General features: G+C 42.0%; 12 protein-coding genes. 8 read left to right on the forward strand and 4 right to left on the reverse strand.

Annotation, left to right across the window (positions count from 1 at the left end; translation table 11 throughout):
- Positions 1-48: 48 nt before the first annotated feature.
- The 4 genes from CEX98_RS10480 (at position 49) to CEX98_RS10495 (ending at position 5,287) form a co-directional block, all read left to right on the forward strand.
- On the forward strand, positions 49-1,425 hold the full coding sequence (locus CEX98_RS10480) for an L-serine ammonia-lyase (protein ID WP_099642019.1): 1,377 nt from the start codon (positions 49-51) through the stop codon (positions 1,423-1,425).
- Between the two features lie 128 nt (positions 1,426-1,553).
- Positions 1,554-1,784 carry a hypothetical protein gene (locus tag CEX98_RS10485; protein WP_099642020.1) on the forward strand — a complete coding sequence of 77 codons (231 nt, stop codon included), beginning with the start codon at positions 1,554-1,556 and terminating at the stop codon, positions 1,782-1,784.
- A 537-nt stretch (positions 1,785-2,321) separates the two neighbouring features.
- Complete coding sequence (locus tag CEX98_RS10490) at positions 2,322-4,742, forward strand: S8 family serine peptidase (protein WP_099642021.1); 2,421 nt, start codon at positions 2,322-2,324, stop codon at positions 4,740-4,742.
- A gap of 11 nt (positions 4,743-4,753) precedes the next feature.
- Complete coding sequence (locus tag CEX98_RS10495; RefSeq protein WP_099642022.1) at positions 4,754-5,287, forward strand: hypothetical protein; 534 nt, start codon at positions 4,754-4,756, stop codon at positions 5,285-5,287.
- Between the two features lie 104 nt (positions 5,288-5,391).
- On the opposite strand, the gene CEX98_RS10500 is transcribed toward CEX98_RS10495, so the two are convergent.
- Both CEX98_RS10500 and bamC read right to left on the reverse strand, forming a co-directional pair.
- Complete coding sequence (locus tag CEX98_RS10500; protein ID WP_099642023.1) at positions 5,392-6,762, reverse strand: YjiH family protein; 1,371 nt, start codon at positions 6,760-6,762, stop codon at positions 5,392-5,394.
- Positions 6,763-6,827: 65 nt separating this feature from the next.
- Complete coding sequence (gene bamC, locus CEX98_RS10505; protein ID WP_099642024.1) at positions 6,828-7,886, reverse strand: outer membrane protein assembly factor BamC; 1,059 nt, start codon at positions 7,884-7,886, stop codon at positions 6,828-6,830.
- 542 nt (positions 7,887-8,428) lie between these two features.
- Between bamC and CEX98_RS10510 the strand changes: the two genes are divergently transcribed.
- The gene (locus tag CEX98_RS10510) at positions 8,429-8,962 is read left to right on the forward strand and encodes a glycine cleavage system protein R (RefSeq protein WP_099642025.1); all 534 of its coding nucleotides are present in this window, start codon (positions 8,429-8,431) and stop codon (positions 8,960-8,962) included.
- Between the two features lie 9 nt (positions 8,963-8,971).
- Positions 8,972-9,442 (forward strand): thioredoxin-dependent thiol peroxidase, encoded by a 471-nt coding sequence (gene bcp, locus CEX98_RS10515; RefSeq protein ID WP_099642026.1) that lies wholly within the window; start codon positions 8,972-8,974, stop codon positions 9,440-9,442.
- 89 nt (positions 9,443-9,531) lie between these two features.
- Here bcp and CEX98_RS10520 read toward each other — a convergent pair whose 3' ends face one another.
- Complete coding sequence (locus CEX98_RS10520; RefSeq protein WP_099642027.1) at positions 9,532-10,920, reverse strand: pre-peptidase C-terminal domain-containing protein; 1,389 nt, start codon at positions 10,918-10,920, stop codon at positions 9,532-9,534.
- Between the two features lie 676 nt (positions 10,921-11,596).
- Positions 11,597-13,078, reverse strand: coding sequence for a DUF3612 domain-containing protein (locus CEX98_RS10530; protein ID WP_099642029.1), 1,482 nt, complete (start codon positions 13,076-13,078; stop codon positions 11,597-11,599).
- A 145-nt stretch (positions 13,079-13,223) separates the two neighbouring features.
- Here CEX98_RS10530 and CEX98_RS10535 point away from each other — a divergent pair, with 145 nt between their 5' ends.
- Complete coding sequence (locus CEX98_RS10535; protein ID WP_099642030.1) at positions 13,224-13,712, forward strand: malate synthase; 489 nt, start codon at positions 13,224-13,226, stop codon at positions 13,710-13,712.
- A 94-nt stretch (positions 13,713-13,806) separates the two neighbouring features.
- Entirely contained in the window at positions 13,807-15,993 is a 2,187-nt protein-coding gene (locus tag CEX98_RS10540) for a cation:dicarboxylate symporter family transporter (RefSeq protein WP_099642031.1), read from the forward strand.
- Positions 15,994-16,110 lie beyond the last annotated feature (117 nt).

A 16,110-nucleotide genomic window follows, 5' to 3' on the forward strand; every position in this document is an offset into this window, starting at 1 on the left:
AGACACGTTATGATGACGTCCGTTTTAAAGGCAATGTGAGTAAAATTTATGATCAGTGCATTCGATATGTTCAGTATCGGTATTGGGCCTTCCTCCTCTCATACAGTAGGGCCAATGCGTGCCTCTAGGTTATTTGTACAAGACCTATTAGCACAAGGCATCATTGATGATATCACTTCGGTGAAAGTAGAGCTGTATGGCTCCTTGGGTCAAACTGGAATAGGACATGGTTCAGGTAAAGCTGTGATCCTGGGTCTTGCAGGCTATGATCCAGAAACTATTGATGCTGACTTGGTTCCAGAAATACTTGAAACTATTGAAAATGAGCAAGTTATCTATCTCGATAAACAATACAAGGTAAAGTTCCCAAAACAAGGGGCTATTGTTTTTCACCGCCGAAAAACCTTACCTAAGCACTCAAATGCGATGGAAATTAAAGCGTTTAACGGTGATGAACTGGTACATAGCCAGATATATTATTCAATTGGTGGTGGCTTTATTGTTACCGACCAAGATTTTGAAGCGGAAAAACAAGCTGCGCTGGATATCCGAACAGAAAACCCAGCTCCTTATCCATTTAACTCAGCTGCTGAGCTGTTGGAAATGTGTAAAGAATCTGGGCTCAGTGTGTCATCTTTGATGATGGCAAATGAGAAGACGCTGCGAAAAGAAAGTGAGATAAAAGAAGAACTCTTCCACATCTGGCAAGTGATGAAAGCTTGCATTGAGCGCGGCATGAGGACCGAAGGTATTTTACCCGGCGGACTAAAAGTACGTCGCAGAGCGCCTAGTCTTTACCTAAAGCTCAGTGTAGAAACACATCAAGATCCATTACGGGCAATGGACTGGGTCGATTTGTTTGCCCTTGCGGTAAATGAAGAGAACGCAGCCGGTGGTCGTGTGGTTACTGCACCAACCAACGGTGCTGCTGGCATTCTTCCCGCTGTTTTGATGTATTATCATACCTTTATCAAAGAAGTCGATATGGAAATTGCCACTCGTTATCTCCTAACGGCCGCAGCAATCGGTATCCTGTATAAGAAGAATGCTTCTATTTCAGGCGCAGAAGTTGGTTGCCAAGGTGAAGTTGGCGTAGCTTGCTCTATGGCTGCTGGCGCACTTACTGAAATTATGGGTGGTAATGTGGTCCATGTAGAAAATGCTGCCGAAATCGGTATGGAGCATAATCTAGGGCTTACTTGCGACCCTGTTGGTGGCTTAGTACAAGTCCCATGTATTGAGCGCAATGCGATGGGATCAATCAAAGCGATTAACGCTTCGCGCCTTGCTTTACGCGGCACTGGCGATCAAAAAGTATCTCTTGATAAAGTGATCAAAACGATGTTGGACACAGGTAATGATATGAAGACCAAATACAAAGAAACCGCTCGCGGTGGACTTGCGGTGAATATCATTGAGTGCTAGCTGACAATTGTCAGTTCACTTTATAGACGAATTAATGGCATTATGATGACAAATCATAATGCCATTTTTTTAGCCTAAAAACGGCTGAGGATATGGCTTATTAACCAAGAATAAGGAGTAGCATTATCATGTCGGGCACTACAATGGTTTTTTTAATCGTACTAATTTGCGTTGGCGGAGGCATACTGAGTGAAATCTACAAGCGACGACTAGAGTTCAAAAAAATGGACTCTCATAGCCAAAAGGAACGAGAGCAGCTGCAAACCGAAATCAACGCGTTAAAATCCAGAGTGGCAACACTTGAGCAAATAGTGACTGACGAAGGATATCAGGTGAAAAAAGATATTGACCGCTTGTAACTCGACACTTTGTGTCATTTATACTTTATGACCTTGGGGGTTCATTTGATGAGCGCCCTAGGCTCGTATTAAGTAGATGTGATCTCGCGTTGAAGGTTTGAGCACAGTATTTCAGTAATTAGAATAATTAAAATGTTTGATAAACTTAAAACCTGAAAAAACTTTCATAACAATTAGGAAACATCACGATTTAGCATCTTTGCACTTTTAGCCTCGTCTGAGAGAAAAATCTACGTTAGATTAACTGCAAAATATCAAATAAGAATTCATATCAAGCAAGTTTAAGCTAGAGCTTAATTCAAAGTTAATACTTTACTACACAAATAAGAGTATGAAAGATACTCGCTACAAACAGGTCAACTTTCAACCAAAACAGACCTCTATTTACAATTGTTTTCATAATAGGTAACTATTTGAAATATATTATTTTTTTAAACCACCCTTCCTGAAATTGCACTGTACGCAATAACAAGTCATTTGCTCAAAGATTTTTACTTCAGTACATTTAGTTCCGCAAATAGTACAAAGGTAAATAATATGAATAACAATAAGTTCAAATATACCGCTTTGTCCGCAGCAATAGTATTAGCACTATCAGCTTGCGGTGGTAGCGACAATAACAGTGAACCAGAAAATAAAGACCGAGCTCCTCAAGCGGGAGTTACACAATTACAAGATGTTAAACTGTGGCAAACAGTCTCAGGGGAGATAAAAGCGTCTGATGCTGATGGCGATAATCTGGCTATAGCAATCTTTGACGGAGATACTCAGATCACACCACAGGATAATGTATATACTCTTTCCCACGGTATCTTAACCCTAAAAGGGATTAAGGCTTTTGACTACTTACCAATGACAGGTGAAGCAGCAACCATCAAATATACCGTGACATCAAAAGGCAAGTCCGCAAGTAGTAGCATCGAAATCCCAGCATCAATTTCGGATCCTCTTGCTAACCAACAGTGGCACTTAAATAATACCGCTCAAAAAAGCTTTTCACAAAGCGATGCTTATGTTAGTGCAATAGCTAAATTCAGAGCCGGTCGAGAGCCAACGCCTGAAAAAATTGCGGCAGAAGAAAAAGCTGAACGTGATCGTTTTGAGGGTTCTACAGTTGCAGGCATTGATCTGAATGTTACTGAAGCATATTCACTTGGTGTTACAGGTAAAGGCGTTGTCGCCGTTGTTGTAGACCGAGGTGTAGATATTAGACACGAAGATCTAGCGAACAATGTATTATCAGGTCGCTCAATTAATCTTCACCCACAAGCTTCCGATCCAACAGACCCTACAACAGCTGGATATTGGAAGGAAGTCAAGGATGATGACGGAAACTTCGTCAAACTCGAATATGTAGCAAATGACGAAATTTACCATGGTACAGCTGTAGCTGGACTGATTCTAGCTGAGGGTTGGAACGGGCTGGGAGGTCGTGGTGTTGCTCCAAATTCAAGTTTAGTGAGCATTAACTACCTAGATTATCAACTTGGTGGGTTAACGCATGACGCCATCATCCACGGTTTAGATGGCAGTGGAATTCAGAAACATGAAGATGTGTTATTTAACCGTAGTTATGGTTATAACCCACCTGTTTTCTTACCTGAAGACCCGATTGAAGACGCATTATTTTCATATGCACCAACACAGTTACGAGATGGGAAAGGGGCGTTGAGTGTAAATGCCGCGGGTAATGACTTTGTCAATGGACGCATAAACGGTGACTATTGCTTACGCACAGATGTAGCAGAGACAGGTTTGAGTTGTATCGATGTAAACGTATCACAACAAAATCGAACTCCTCACGGTATCACCGTTGCAGCACTGGCTGCAAACGGAAAGAAAGCGAGTTATTCAACCACTGGAAGTGCAATCTTTATCTCTGCCCCAGCTGGAGAAGATGGACGCGGTGCGCCTGCAATGATAACAACGGATGAGATGGGGTGTTTAGAAGGTGCATCAAGCTTTGTAGCAATGGAGTGGTTATATACATACGGTTCTAACGATTTCGTGTCTGGATACGCGCATTTCGACTACCCAGGCCATCCCATGAATGCAAACTGTAACTATACTAACTCCATGTCGGGAACTTCTTCAGCAGCACCAAATACCTCAGGTGTAATTGCGTTAATGATGGAAGCTAATCCAGAACTTACAGCACGAGACATTCGCCATATTCTTGCAACTACTGCGGTAAAAAATGATCCTGAAAACCAACCTGTTGAATTAGAGACTGGCAATGGAAAGTTTACAGCTCACTTGGGATGGACCACTAACGCAGCTGGGTATAATTTCAATAACTATTATGGCTTTGGCCTAGCGAATGCTGGTGCTGCTGTTAAAATGGCACTAAATTACTCTGATGATCTCGGTACACAAGTCACTTCCGAATGGCAAGATGCGGGAGCCCAGATACTCGAAGCAGTAGCCGTAGAAGATGGTGTCTCTGAACTTGTTATGCCAGCAGAACCGAGCCTAGATCTTACAATACCAGATAACAATGCTGAAGGTGTAACGCATAGTATCGTTGTAGATGAGGATGCGACAATTGAATCAATGCAGTTCAGGTTTACGATCTCAAATCCACAAATGGTACTTTTCAAAAACCCAGATGTACCAGGCGACACTGTTAGTTCTGCTGGAACAGACTTAGCACTAGAAGTAACATCGCCTTCAGGTACTAAAGCAATTATTCTTTCTTCTAAACAGGCGCAGTTAAGGCCCGCAATAATGGAAGGCTCTTATCAAGACGGCTATATTCACTTACCGTCAGTTCATTTCCTAAGCAATGCATTTTATGGCGAAACAGCAAAAGGAACTTGGACTTTAAGGGCTATTGATACAGATAAACCTGCAACTACTGTTTATAAAAATAGAAATAAACTGTCAAGTGTAGTATTAGCTAACTCAGAACCATCGAAGCTAGAAGGTTGGGGTTTAAGAGTTATTGGTCGTAAATAAGGGGAGCTACCATGAATATAAATAAACTTATTTTGCTTTCTGCAGCAATATCACTTAATGCGATGGCAACAATAGCTGAAACAGACCTTAAACCATTAAACCTACCTGTTTCAAATATAAATACGTTGAAGCCGGCTAGTACTACGGGGGTAACTCCAGTTTTCAAAAAAGACAGTGGCGTTACAATTATACCGGTGGCTATTGCTGACCCAGATAAGACAATAAAAGTTCAACACGGTATCGCTTTTGTGGAGTCTGCGAAAACAGATTCTGAAGGCTATTACAAAGGCGATGTTTTGTCTGATGATATGGGTAACAGCAAAGTGGTGTCAGGTAATATCAAGGTACATTATGAAGGCAACCTCAATGATATCTCCTCGACATTTGACTTAATTGTTATTAAAGATTTCGGGAATAATGTTGCTCTTGTCAAACCAAGAAACGAAAAAGCTGAATTGAAAGATATCCAAAATAAGCTGATCCAAACAGCAGCAGTTAAAGCTGCACGCGTTGAACTATTAGGTAGTACAATGCGAGCTTTCTAAACAGGCTTTCATTCATACTATAATCATTAAAAAGGCTAGTGATCTCACTAGCCTTTTTCGTATTTGATTTATCAGCGCTTCAGATAAGGTATCTCGGCCTTAGTTTACCCCACCATCCACTTGGCCATAAGCACAATAACAGGAAGTGTAACCAGCGTTCTGAGAATGAAGATCACAAACAACTCCCATAAATTCACTGGGATTTTACTGCCTAACAATAACGCACCAACTTCCGACATATAAATCAACTGAGTAACACTCATAGCAGCTACGATAAATCTGGTTGTATCACTTTCAATTGACCCAGCAGCTAGAATGGAAGGAATAAACATATCGGCAAAACCAACAACGATAGTTTGCGCCGCTTTTTCAGCTTCTGCCACGTTAAGTAGCTCTAGATAAGGCACAAATGGCGTGCCTAAGTATTGAAATACTGGAGTATGCTCAGCAATGATCAACGCAAACGTACCCACCGCCATCACTACTGGCAACACTGCAAACACCATATCTAGGGCGTTATGTACGCCTTCTTCTACCGTGCCTTTAATTCCGGGGGCAGTTCTCGCTTTTGTCAATGCTACATTCAAGGAATGACTGAGTAATCCTTTTCCTTCTGGCACGGCTTCTGAGTCCTCGTTATGATCACTACCATCAACGTAGATGTCTTTTTTAAACCTAAGTGGCGGTAACCGCGGCACGATAATCGCAGCTACAAAGCCAGCTGCACAAACGGTCAGGTAAAACGGCGCAAATAAATGTTCTAGCTTTACTTGGCCAATTACAACTAAACAGAAAGTAATTGAAACCGCAGAGAAGGTAGTACCAATAATCGCAGCTTCTCGCTGTGTGTAGTGCTTGTCTTCATATTGACGAGCGGTCATCAAAATCCCCACACTACCATCACCAAGCCAAGAAGCCACGCAGTTTACAGCACTACGACCCGGCACGCCAAATAGCGGACGCATCACTTTGGTCAGGAGTGTGCCGACCATTTCAAGCAAGCCAAAATTAAGCAAAAGTGGCAGTAATAAACCAGCTAAGATAAAGACGGAAAACAAAACGGGTAGTAGATCATTCAACACCAGCGCACCGGTATTCTCTGAGTGAATCGCTTCTGGACCAACACCATTGAAGGTAAGCACAATAAACACCATGCCGACGAGTCTGGTGATCAACCAAATCCAGCTAACGTCAAACAAGTGCTTTATTATGGTTATTTTTAATAGCGCTTGGGGTTTAAAGAGTTTTATTATCAAACTCATGATACCTGTAATACACACAATAGCGACAATCATGTCTCGAATAAACGGCGCCACTTGCGCTTGTAACCATTTAGCCATCACAGCAATAGGGATGGTCATCGCCTCGCCTACCGCTACAGGTGTCATAAATAAAAAAATACCAATCAATGACGGTACAATAAACGCAAACCACGTTTGCAAGGTGGTGCGTGTTGTCACAGTGCTCTCTGTCATTTTTTACTTCCACAAAAACAAAGAAAAGAGCCGAAGCTCTTTTCGTTTTGAAATTATAATATTTATTAGATTGTTAGACCCTTTTGCCTAAGCAAAGTGATCAAGGCTTGATGCAGATTATTCATTGTATTTGCATCTAGTACATCACCTTTACTATCCTTCCAGGTAATTGACGTTCGCGTATCCTGCGCTTGTGCGATATTAATCGTGTAATCACCATCTTCTATTGGTAGTGCCACCGCTTCATCGCCCCAGATTGAATCCCACACGCTGTTTTCTGGTGCTTCATACCGAACCAGTACTTCTTGCTCCTCTCTATCAACACGTACAACCGTAAAGTTACTTCTTTCTAGGAAATTAGAAAAACGGTCAAGTACAGCTTCCTGTCCTTTTTCAGTCAAGAGTGCCGCATTGCCATTCTTGTCAAAGCCAAGTTCAAGTGCAAGCACTCCCTGACGTTTGCGCATTTCAACCTGAAGCAAGCGGTATTGATAGTCGAACTCAATGATGACTTCATTGAGAGCTCTAACCTCCAAATGGCGCTTTAATAGTGGAGTCAACGCTTTGCTTCCTTGGTAATCAACCAGTTCGGATGAAATAGAGGCAGTACGCTGGTGCTCTTTTTGCTCAACAGTAAACTTAAATCTTTGCTTTGCAGGTTCTTCACTTTCTTCCCAAAACCAACCGTCTTTTGGCTGAATAAGCGAATACCATGTAGTAGTGACAAAACCTTCGGGTTTATTATCAACCTCTAAACCTGCTCCATGCATGGCAAGTACACCATCAACGGAACTCCAAATAAAGGCAGGTAAGTCTTCAATACCGTCATTTTTATCAAAAAAGATCCGCGCGGCTTCTTCACCTTGCTCAACCCAACTTCCATGTGCAACCGTCAAAATCTGTTGTGGTGCGCGATAACTTACTGGTTCTGGGGCAACTTCATATTGCCCTACAGGCATCGCAAACTCCGGATCACGATACGGCTGTGATAGCCCTTCAGGCGCTTTCACAGGCGCATTTGCACGATAGTTTCTCTCATGATGTGCATCATTTGTGAAAATACTACAACCGCTTAAACTCACGGCAATTCCAAGAACCAGTGATTTTGGGATCCAATACTGCACTCATTTACTCCTTAGCAAACCCTATTATTATTCGAATCAAATTTATGATTTAGGATTGCCGAATTGGTTCACACAAAGTTGCCTAAATTTGACAATCTTTGAATTGTTAATGCTATGACATCAAATCATCCACATATCGTGGCAGACATTCCACAGCCAAAAATTTGCCTTATGTTACTTGTCATACATTAGAAAAACAAGCAACCATGCGCAGCCCTGGTGATTCTATTTTTTATTACAACGAGCTAGCGCTAAAACTCAAATATGTTAGTATTTCGCGTTGACTATTTAAGGCACGTTTATCGTTACTGTTTGATTTTCGTTCTCTGGGCAGGTTAAGCACAATATGGCGCTTGGCCCTCACTTGGACTTAAACGACTGCGCTTGATTGGTATTTCTACTGTGCTATCGCTCCATTAACATAGAGTAATATGCTTTGCAGACACTGCTTAGTATCAATACCAATCTGTTGCAAAAACAAACTTGTGAAGACTAAGCCGCCCCTTCCCTTGAGCGCATTACGTGAAATCAGAGGTTTAAAAATGACCATGCATGCAAACCATCAGCTCGTCTTAACAGCAATAGGCGAAGATAGATCTGGTATTGTTGGCGAATTGACACAACTAGTTAGTGACTGCAACTGCAATATAATTGACAGTCGTATCGCCATCCTAGGTAATGAATTTACCTTTATCATGCTACTTGCTGGAGACATGGCATCTATTAGCCGTGTAGAACATACCTTGCCAGCCAAAGGAATGGAGCTTGGCCTATTAACCATGATGAAACGCACTTCTAGCCATCGACAAGGCGAGTACAGTGCTGGTTACACCTTGGAGTATGAAGGGCTAGATACCCCTGGTACACTAAGTAAAGTGACTCGCTACTTTGCAACCCAAGGCGTGAATATTTGTTCTCTAAAATCAGATACCTTTGAACAGGGTGACGAGCTTCATATGCGCTGTGAACTTGAATTTAATATCCCTGTCGACGTAGATATTGACAACTTTAAAGTACAGTTCGAAGATCTTTCTCATTCCTTAAACGTAGACTACATATTTAGACGCATTCGCTAAGGACATTATATGAATACTTTAAAAGCTGGTGATAAAGCACCATTATTCTCACTGCAAAATCAAAATGACGAAACCGTTGAGCTCGAGGCTTTGTTAAAATCGCACCAGGTTTTAGTCTATTTTTACCCTAAAGCGTTAACGCCAGGCTGCACTGTTCAGGCAGAAAACCTGCGTGACCACAAAGCAGACCTCAAAGCGCTAAATACAATTGCCGTTGGGATCAGCCCAGATCCGGTGAAAAAGCTAAAGAACTTTGAAAACAAAAAAGAACTCAATTTCGACTTACTATCAGATGAAGATCATGCAGTTGCCGATGAGTTTGGCGTCTGGGGTCTAAAAAAATTCATGGGTAAAGAGTACGATGGTATTCATCGCCTTTCTTTTCTGGTGGGGCAAGATGGTACGATTAAGCATGTTTTCAATAAGTTTAAAACCAAAGAACACCATCAAGTAGTGATAGATTACTTAACCAACAGTTAAGTATTGCTTTGTACAATAAAAAAACCCAACAGCCTTGAAGTCGTTGGGTTTTTATTATTTAGCCGTTTTTTAGCTGCTTGTGGCTACCCCTAATATGGATTATTTGGCACATAGAAGTTAGTTAGGTTTCCGTCAATTGTTACCTCAAGAGTATTGCCCGTATGAGCGTGGCTAAAGACATTATAGGTTTCTCCTGGTAATACCTTTGTACGCAAAAAGTTTTGATATTCAACAGGCTGCCCACACGCTAAGTTTATTCTCTGTGTTTGAGCGGTTTCTCGCAATATGTAGACTTCTGAGCTACCGTCAACAACTCCATCACCATCCTTATTAATGAATATCGAGGCTGATTCACTTGCGGCGATGTTGAAGTGATTTGCACTATGACGTGCTAAAGATACCGCCGCTCGCCCCATTCTGTCGCGCTCAGCGAAATGCGTGTCTGTTAGTGCATTATCTAGCATCGGAATGGCGATAAATCGACTGCTAAAGTTCAGTGTTTCGTGGCAAAAGTCAGTGACCACTTCACTAGATATCGCGCCAAGCACACCATCAGGGTCATAAATACTATCCGCCATTAGCGCCATACCTGCAGAAGTGCCACCAACGACGCCTCCTTTATCAAACACATGCTGCACCGCACTTTGCACTAGGGTTCCCTGCCATTGATTTAAATAATCAGATTGATCTCCCCCTGCAAACCAGACAAATTCTGCGCTTCGAATAACCCACTCAACGTAAGGGTCATTGGCTTTATTTATCGAGTCTACAATTAACGTTTCAACAGAATCAGCGGCCATGAGCGCCAATAAGTACTCGTTGTAGGCATCGGTACCTGAAGTACGCAGCACCACCACATCTGCGCCATTACCAACATGAGGCGCTACTCGTTGACTAAATGCGTCATCAACGTCTGTCCCTCCTCCCATCAATAATGTCGCACCGTTTCCTGATATTAAAGCATTGCAAGTATCGCTAGTATTACCAGCAATGTATGCCTTCAACGCACCAGGCTTAGATGGGCGACTACCATAATTACATTCTGAGCTTGGCGGCGGTGTTTGCTCTTGGCTAAAGTCAAGGGTTAGATCATACCATCCAGCACCACTGTAACGCGTTAGCTTGAGGTAATACGTTCCCACCGTATCAGCATAATAGCTTCCTTGCTCCGGCACCTGACTTGTTTCTGCGGTTGCCACCGCAGGTCCAGTTTCTTGATATAAAAACCAGTCAAAGTCATCCCCAGAGCTATGATCAAGCGATACATCAATTGCTCCGGGCTCTGTTACTTGAAACGAAAACCAATCGATATCGCCCCTTGATAACTCACCGCTAATCATTTTATTGCTGCATACACCGCTATTAGCGTTACTTTCAGTGTCGTTGAATTCAGTTTCACTGCTTAAACACGCAGCGCTTTGATGGGTGACAAATAATAAGGTGGCTAGTGATACAGATAGAATGTTGTTTTTATTCATAATATTAACCTGAATTAGATAGTTACTTTATCCAATCCGTTCCATGTAGCCAGTAGGTAATACAAACTTTGCGCCGCAATAACCTTTACATTCGATTATTGCCATCACCAAGTCGATCACGCTTTGTGCTGTGCTACTTTGCTATTTAACTGGTGCAACAACATAGGTTGCTGGATTAGTGCAAGTCAAAACGGACTGGTGTCGACCCCAGCGATCAAAAATCACTTGGGGCTAGCTTAAAACTCAGGTGGGGTTACTCGTCGAACCACTCGCTCAAGTGGTAGTTGACCGAACATTCATGCAGATCACTAGGGCACTGTTTGGTATAAATAAACATAGTCGTCTCCTAGATGATTGTTGAAAGAAAAATCAAGCAGATGTAAACAATCTGCTCAGAAAATATGGCACGCAACACGCAACCTTTCAACTATTATTATCAAAAAGTCAACAAAAAATCTAAAAAACTGATTCCACAAGCCCTTCATAAAAGTAACTTGCTCAATTTAGTGATTTGCTCAAAGGCGAGTAAATATTGTCGAAAATACCGCTACCGCATCCTCCTCATGCCAACGTATCAACATCCATATCAGCAGGATAAAGCTTTTTTATTTACTTGTTTTAAATAAGAAATTTCAACGGGCTAGTGTGTGATTTGTTCCCTCAAATTGAGCAAGTATTAAGACAAATTGGTATAACAACTTGGTTGCCGTGGGCAGGTCTTTCCCCTCGTACAAATCACCCTTACGGAACCTTCAAGCCCACGCTCTATCCATTGAATATTTAAAATTTTTGCGACTCTAAGCAATTGCGTTTTCATATGATAAGGCACAACACTCGCTCCCCCATGGCTAATGCACGCTTGCTGTAGCTCTCCAATTAGTGCATCAGCGTCAATTCCTTGTGCATTAATTGCAGGATTTAAATCCAATCCTGCACACAACACCCTTGGCCGCTTCGCAACATCAACAATCTTGACTGATTCACAACAATATAAACGTGGCTTGCCGTTAACATTCAGAATGGAAAGTTGGGCACTGGCACTGTTGCTATCATCATGGAACTTTCTAAATACCGCCCAGTGTTGGCATGGATCGGCAACACTACGCATATTTCCCCATGGCAAAGGGATACCATTACCACGATAAACCGCTTTTAGTTTGCCAGCTTGGTACGCATCAAAATAGTGCCAATGTGGATAAGGTGACACCGAGGTCATTCTACGCATCGCAACCGAAGCCGAAATACCTAACTGTTCGTGAACCCGCACATCATATCCTCTACTTTCAAGTAGTTGTCTGAAGGGCGTACGCGGGCACAATAATGCTCCAGCAAAAAAGCTCGACTCAAAGTCCTGCCAGGCACTCAAAATGTCTTGAGCGTTTGGTGTATCGTGGTCAGGATTATCGCTATTCTTACGACTCTCCCCCGTCGTTAACACACATTCGAGCCCTTCACTATTGTGCAACACAGCATGACCTATATGAACCGCTAAATCGTACTTCATTCTCGCGGGGTGAGAGCGCAAAGTACGGTTGATGAAAACCACATTCGGCTCTTTAAAATAAGAGGTTACCATTCCCTCTCCCACTGAAGATGGCTGCTCAAACCACTCAATTTTTCGCCCTTTTGCTGTCAAAATTGAGATTAAATCATCACAGCTCAAGTACAGGTTCTTGCCCCCCACCTCATCAGCAGCACGCTCTAAATCAGGAAAGTGGTTTTGATGGTGCTCTTGATGGGCGCGGATCAGTAAATGCGCAAATTGCCTACCGCTAATACCAGCTTGAGACAACATCTCGGGGATCGCAATCTGTAGGATTTCTTTTGCAAATAAAAAGTTAGGCTCGAGTGCCATCCCCATAATGCCACCAAAGTTACCTTTGTCTGGTGCAATTTCTGGCGCCTCGGGCTGACTGTCTAAAAACCAATCAATGGGCTTTTGAAATACAGTTGAGAAGTTTTCCAGCATGGCTTCGCTCGGTGTTCGCTGCCCTCTCTCGATCATAGACAAGTAAGAAACGGATGGTGCGCTGGCAGGATCTTGTTTAATACAACGAGCAGATAAGTCTTCTAAAGTCAGATGGTTACGTTTTCTTAGATTTCTTATTTTAGTCCCTAAGAAGTGCGACTTTCTAATTAAACTTGCTACTTTTGCCATGATTTCACATCCCCATTTTTGTGAAATTCACACTGTGAAATTCTTTTTGTGAAATTATTTGAATATTTAACTTACACTCAAAATGTACACGAAACAACCAGAATATATTTCTTAATTTATGACAACATGCACAAAGAGGTGGATCATGGCAGCGCAATTACAACCGCATTCAGAGCAATTAATTGACAGAACAAAAACGCAACAGTCAGCGCTTGCAAAGCAGTACTTAGATGAGCAATGTCCGTTAGAATTTGGCTCACACCAAGAAGTCACTGACTATGTGATTTATTACAATCACCTACTGGCATTTTTTGCCAACGGTACACATTGTGGTCTAAAAAATTGTCGCCAGTTTGTCGCTCTTTGCGGTCACCGAGAAGCACCAGACGCGATTTTGTTAAAGCAAGATGATGGCTTACATGTCGAAATTACGTTTAACCGTACTGGCGCACTGGGCCAATTTGATAACGCACATATTGAAGATATTGTGGTAGAAACGCCGTTGGCTTCTGTTGTTGGTAAAAAGACCAAAACACAACTACAAAAGTTATGGATGAGTTTTTATCATGGCGTCCAACAGCCAGTAGGAAAGGCCTGTTACCGTGCCAAAAATGGGGATGATTATGAACTTTGAGTAAACACTCAATAATTTGTAATCAAATCGCGCAAGCATTCAGTATGTTTTAAGCTAAGCTAATTAAAATACCGCTCTTTTTTTGACTGAGCTGATGACGAAATTGCTTAACTTTTTAAAAAACATTAACTGGATGCTTTGGGCACTCGTACTTGGCATTTTTGCTGGTTTAGTTTTTGGTGAACGACTATCGTTTTTAAAACCCATTGGGACGGGTTTCGTTAACCTAATGCAGATCACCATCCTGCCTTATATCGTCGTTAGTCTTATCGTCGGCTTAGGAAAGTTCAATCCCGATCAAGTTAAAAGCATTTTAGCAAAAGCCGCGTTTGTGATGATCTCAATTTGGGTCATTGGCCTTGCGGTGATCTGGTGTTTTATCATGACACTACCGGCCCACGACGCAGGTACATTCTTCTCTCCCGCTTTGGTCGCTGCCGCACCAGAAGTCGATTTTGTTAAGCATTACATTCCTTCAAATCCATTTGCTTCTATGGCGGAAGGTAATGTACCAGCTTTGGTGATATTTTGTATCGCACTGGGCATGGCACTTATCTCTAACCAAAAGAAAAATCGTTTATTGGATGTGTTGGAAGTGGTTGGGCAAGGCTTATCGGTCATCTCTAAAAAAATTATCGCTATTTTTCCAATTGGCATTTTTGCCATGACCGCCAGCACAGCAGGCACCATGAGTGCAGAAGAACTTTCAGAATTACAGGTTTATTGGGTTGTGGTGTTGTGTGTGGGCACCTATTTAATGTTGGTATTGCTCCCTATGCTAGTCGCGGCCCTAACCCCAGTGAAATATCGAGATTTAATTATGGTCATGCGTAATGCTTGGATCACCGCCTTTAGTACCGGTAATGTTTTTATCGTTTTGCCTGTTATTACCGAGGGGATTAAGGATCACTTGCGCAAAATTAAACAAAGTGATGAAAGCTCAGACCATATTGCTGAGGTGCTCGTTCCTATCGCCTATACCTTTCCCAGTTTGGGCAAGCTGACTACCTTAATTTTTGTGTCTTTTGCTGCGTGGCTAACGGGTAATCAAATTGGCATCGAACAAATACCTAACGTGTCTTTGTCGGCAATGCTTAGCTACTTTGCTAACGTCCATATTGCTATTCCGTATTTGCTGGACATTTTGCGCGTGCCTGCTGATACTTATCAGCTGTATTTATCTATGTCGGTGTTGACTGCAAAAGTGGTTTCTCCCACTACCGTGGTGTATATTTTTGCCTTTGTATTTCTGTGCATCTTTATCAACCGTAAACAGCTACATTTTAAACGCGTGCGCTCGGTGTACTATTTAACTTTATTATCCGCTTTACTTCCTGCCTTTATGCTGCTGAGTTTTACTGCAAACCATTACTTAGGCCAACAAAGTAAGTCCGCAGACGAAGCGATCGCCAACATGGTAATTTCTGACACAGTTCCTGCCCATGTATTAAGTTACGTGCCAAAAGCTTATCAAAGTGGCGAGTTGTCACTAACCAATATTGATGTGATTAAGAAACGTGATCTCCTGCGCGTTGGCTACTTGGTTGATAATGTACCGTTTAGCTACTTTAACCAAAACGATCAGTTAGTCGGCTTTGATGTTAGTTTGGCGCATAGATTGGCCTCAGATCTAGAAGTAAGAATTGAATTTATTCCGTTTAAAAAGCCACAACTCGCAGAGTATCTCAATAAAGGATATTTTGATATTGCCATGTCTGGCCTTGAAATCAATATTGCTGACTTACAAAACGTCCGTTTTAGCGACAAAGTGCTGGAGTTACAATTGGCACTATTGGCCAAAGATCATGACTTGAAAAAGTTTGCCGATAAGTCTGCACTGTTAACGCTTGATAAGCTGAATTTAGCTCATGTTGAATACGCGCCGCTCTTAAAACAGTTAGCGCAACAGAATCCTAAAGTGAAGATATCCAGTATTAATAATCTCCAACACTATTTTAAACATCCACAAGAATATGACGCTCTGGTGATTAGCGCAGAAGCAGGCTTTGCTTGGAGCATGTTTTACCCCGAGTTTGGTGTGGTTGTCCCTGAAGGGGCAAGCTTAAAGTACCCTGTTGGCTTTGCCGTTGCAAAACGTAATCAAGACCTACTGAGCTATGTCAATGCTTGGCTAAGTATTCAGCAAACCAATGGTCATATCAACAAGACTTACGATTATTGGATTTTAGGGAAAGGTAGCGTACAAAAACAAACGCGTTGGTCTTTACTGGATGAACTTGAAATAGACCCAAATACCTTAATGGAAAAACTTAAGTTTTAAAAAAACGCCGTCAGTTAAGGAGTTAACTGACGGCAAGTCTACTCACTGGGCGAGCTAGCTTTCAAGCTCACATTAACCTTAGTCAAACCACAAAACAAAACAAGTTTTTAACATAAA

Source organism: Pseudoalteromonas piscicida, assembly GCF_002744175.1.
Classification (GTDB): Bacteria; Pseudomonadota; Gammaproteobacteria; order Enterobacterales; family Alteromonadaceae; genus Pseudoalteromonas; species Pseudoalteromonas piscicida_B.

What these genes read in the sequence shown, in the direction of transcription:
- CEX98_RS10480 (WP_099642019.1), top strand. Translation starts at nt 49, where the DNA reads ATGATCAGTGCATTCGATATGTTCAGTATCGGTATTGGGCCTTCCTCC.
- CEX98_RS10485 (WP_099642020.1), top strand. Translation starts at nt 1,554, where the DNA reads ATGTCGGGCACTACAATGGTTTTTTTAATCGTACTAATTTGCGTTGGC.
- CEX98_RS10490 (WP_099642021.1), top strand. Translation starts at nt 2,322, where the DNA reads ATGAATAACAATAAGTTCAAATATACCGCTTTGTCCGCAGCAATAGTA.
- CEX98_RS10495 (WP_099642022.1), top strand. Translation starts at nt 4,754, where the DNA reads ATGAATATAAATAAACTTATTTTGCTTTCTGCAGCAATATCACTTAAT.
- CEX98_RS10500 (WP_099642023.1), bottom strand. Translation starts at nt 6,762, where the DNA reads ATGACAGAGAGCACTGTGACAACACGCACCACCTTGCAAACGTGGTTT.
- CEX98_RS10510 (WP_099642025.1), top strand. Translation starts at nt 8,429, where the DNA reads ATGACCATGCATGCAAACCATCAGCTCGTCTTAACAGCAATAGGCGAA.
- bcp (WP_099642026.1), top strand. Translation starts at nt 8,972, where the DNA reads ATGAATACTTTAAAAGCTGGTGATAAAGCACCATTATTCTCACTGCAA.
- CEX98_RS10520 (WP_099642027.1), bottom strand. Translation starts at nt 10,920, where the DNA reads ATGAATAAAAACAACATTCTATCTGTATCACTAGCCACCTTATTATTT.
- CEX98_RS10530 (WP_099642029.1), bottom strand. Translation starts at nt 13,078, where the DNA reads ATGGCAAAAGTAGCAAGTTTAATTAGAAAGTCGCACTTCTTAGGGACT.
- CEX98_RS10535 (WP_099642030.1), top strand. Translation starts at nt 13,224, where the DNA reads ATGGCAGCGCAATTACAACCGCATTCAGAGCAATTAATTGACAGAACA.
- CEX98_RS10540 (WP_099642031.1), top strand. Translation starts at nt 13,807, where the DNA reads ATGACGAAATTGCTTAACTTTTTAAAAAACATTAACTGGATGCTTTGG.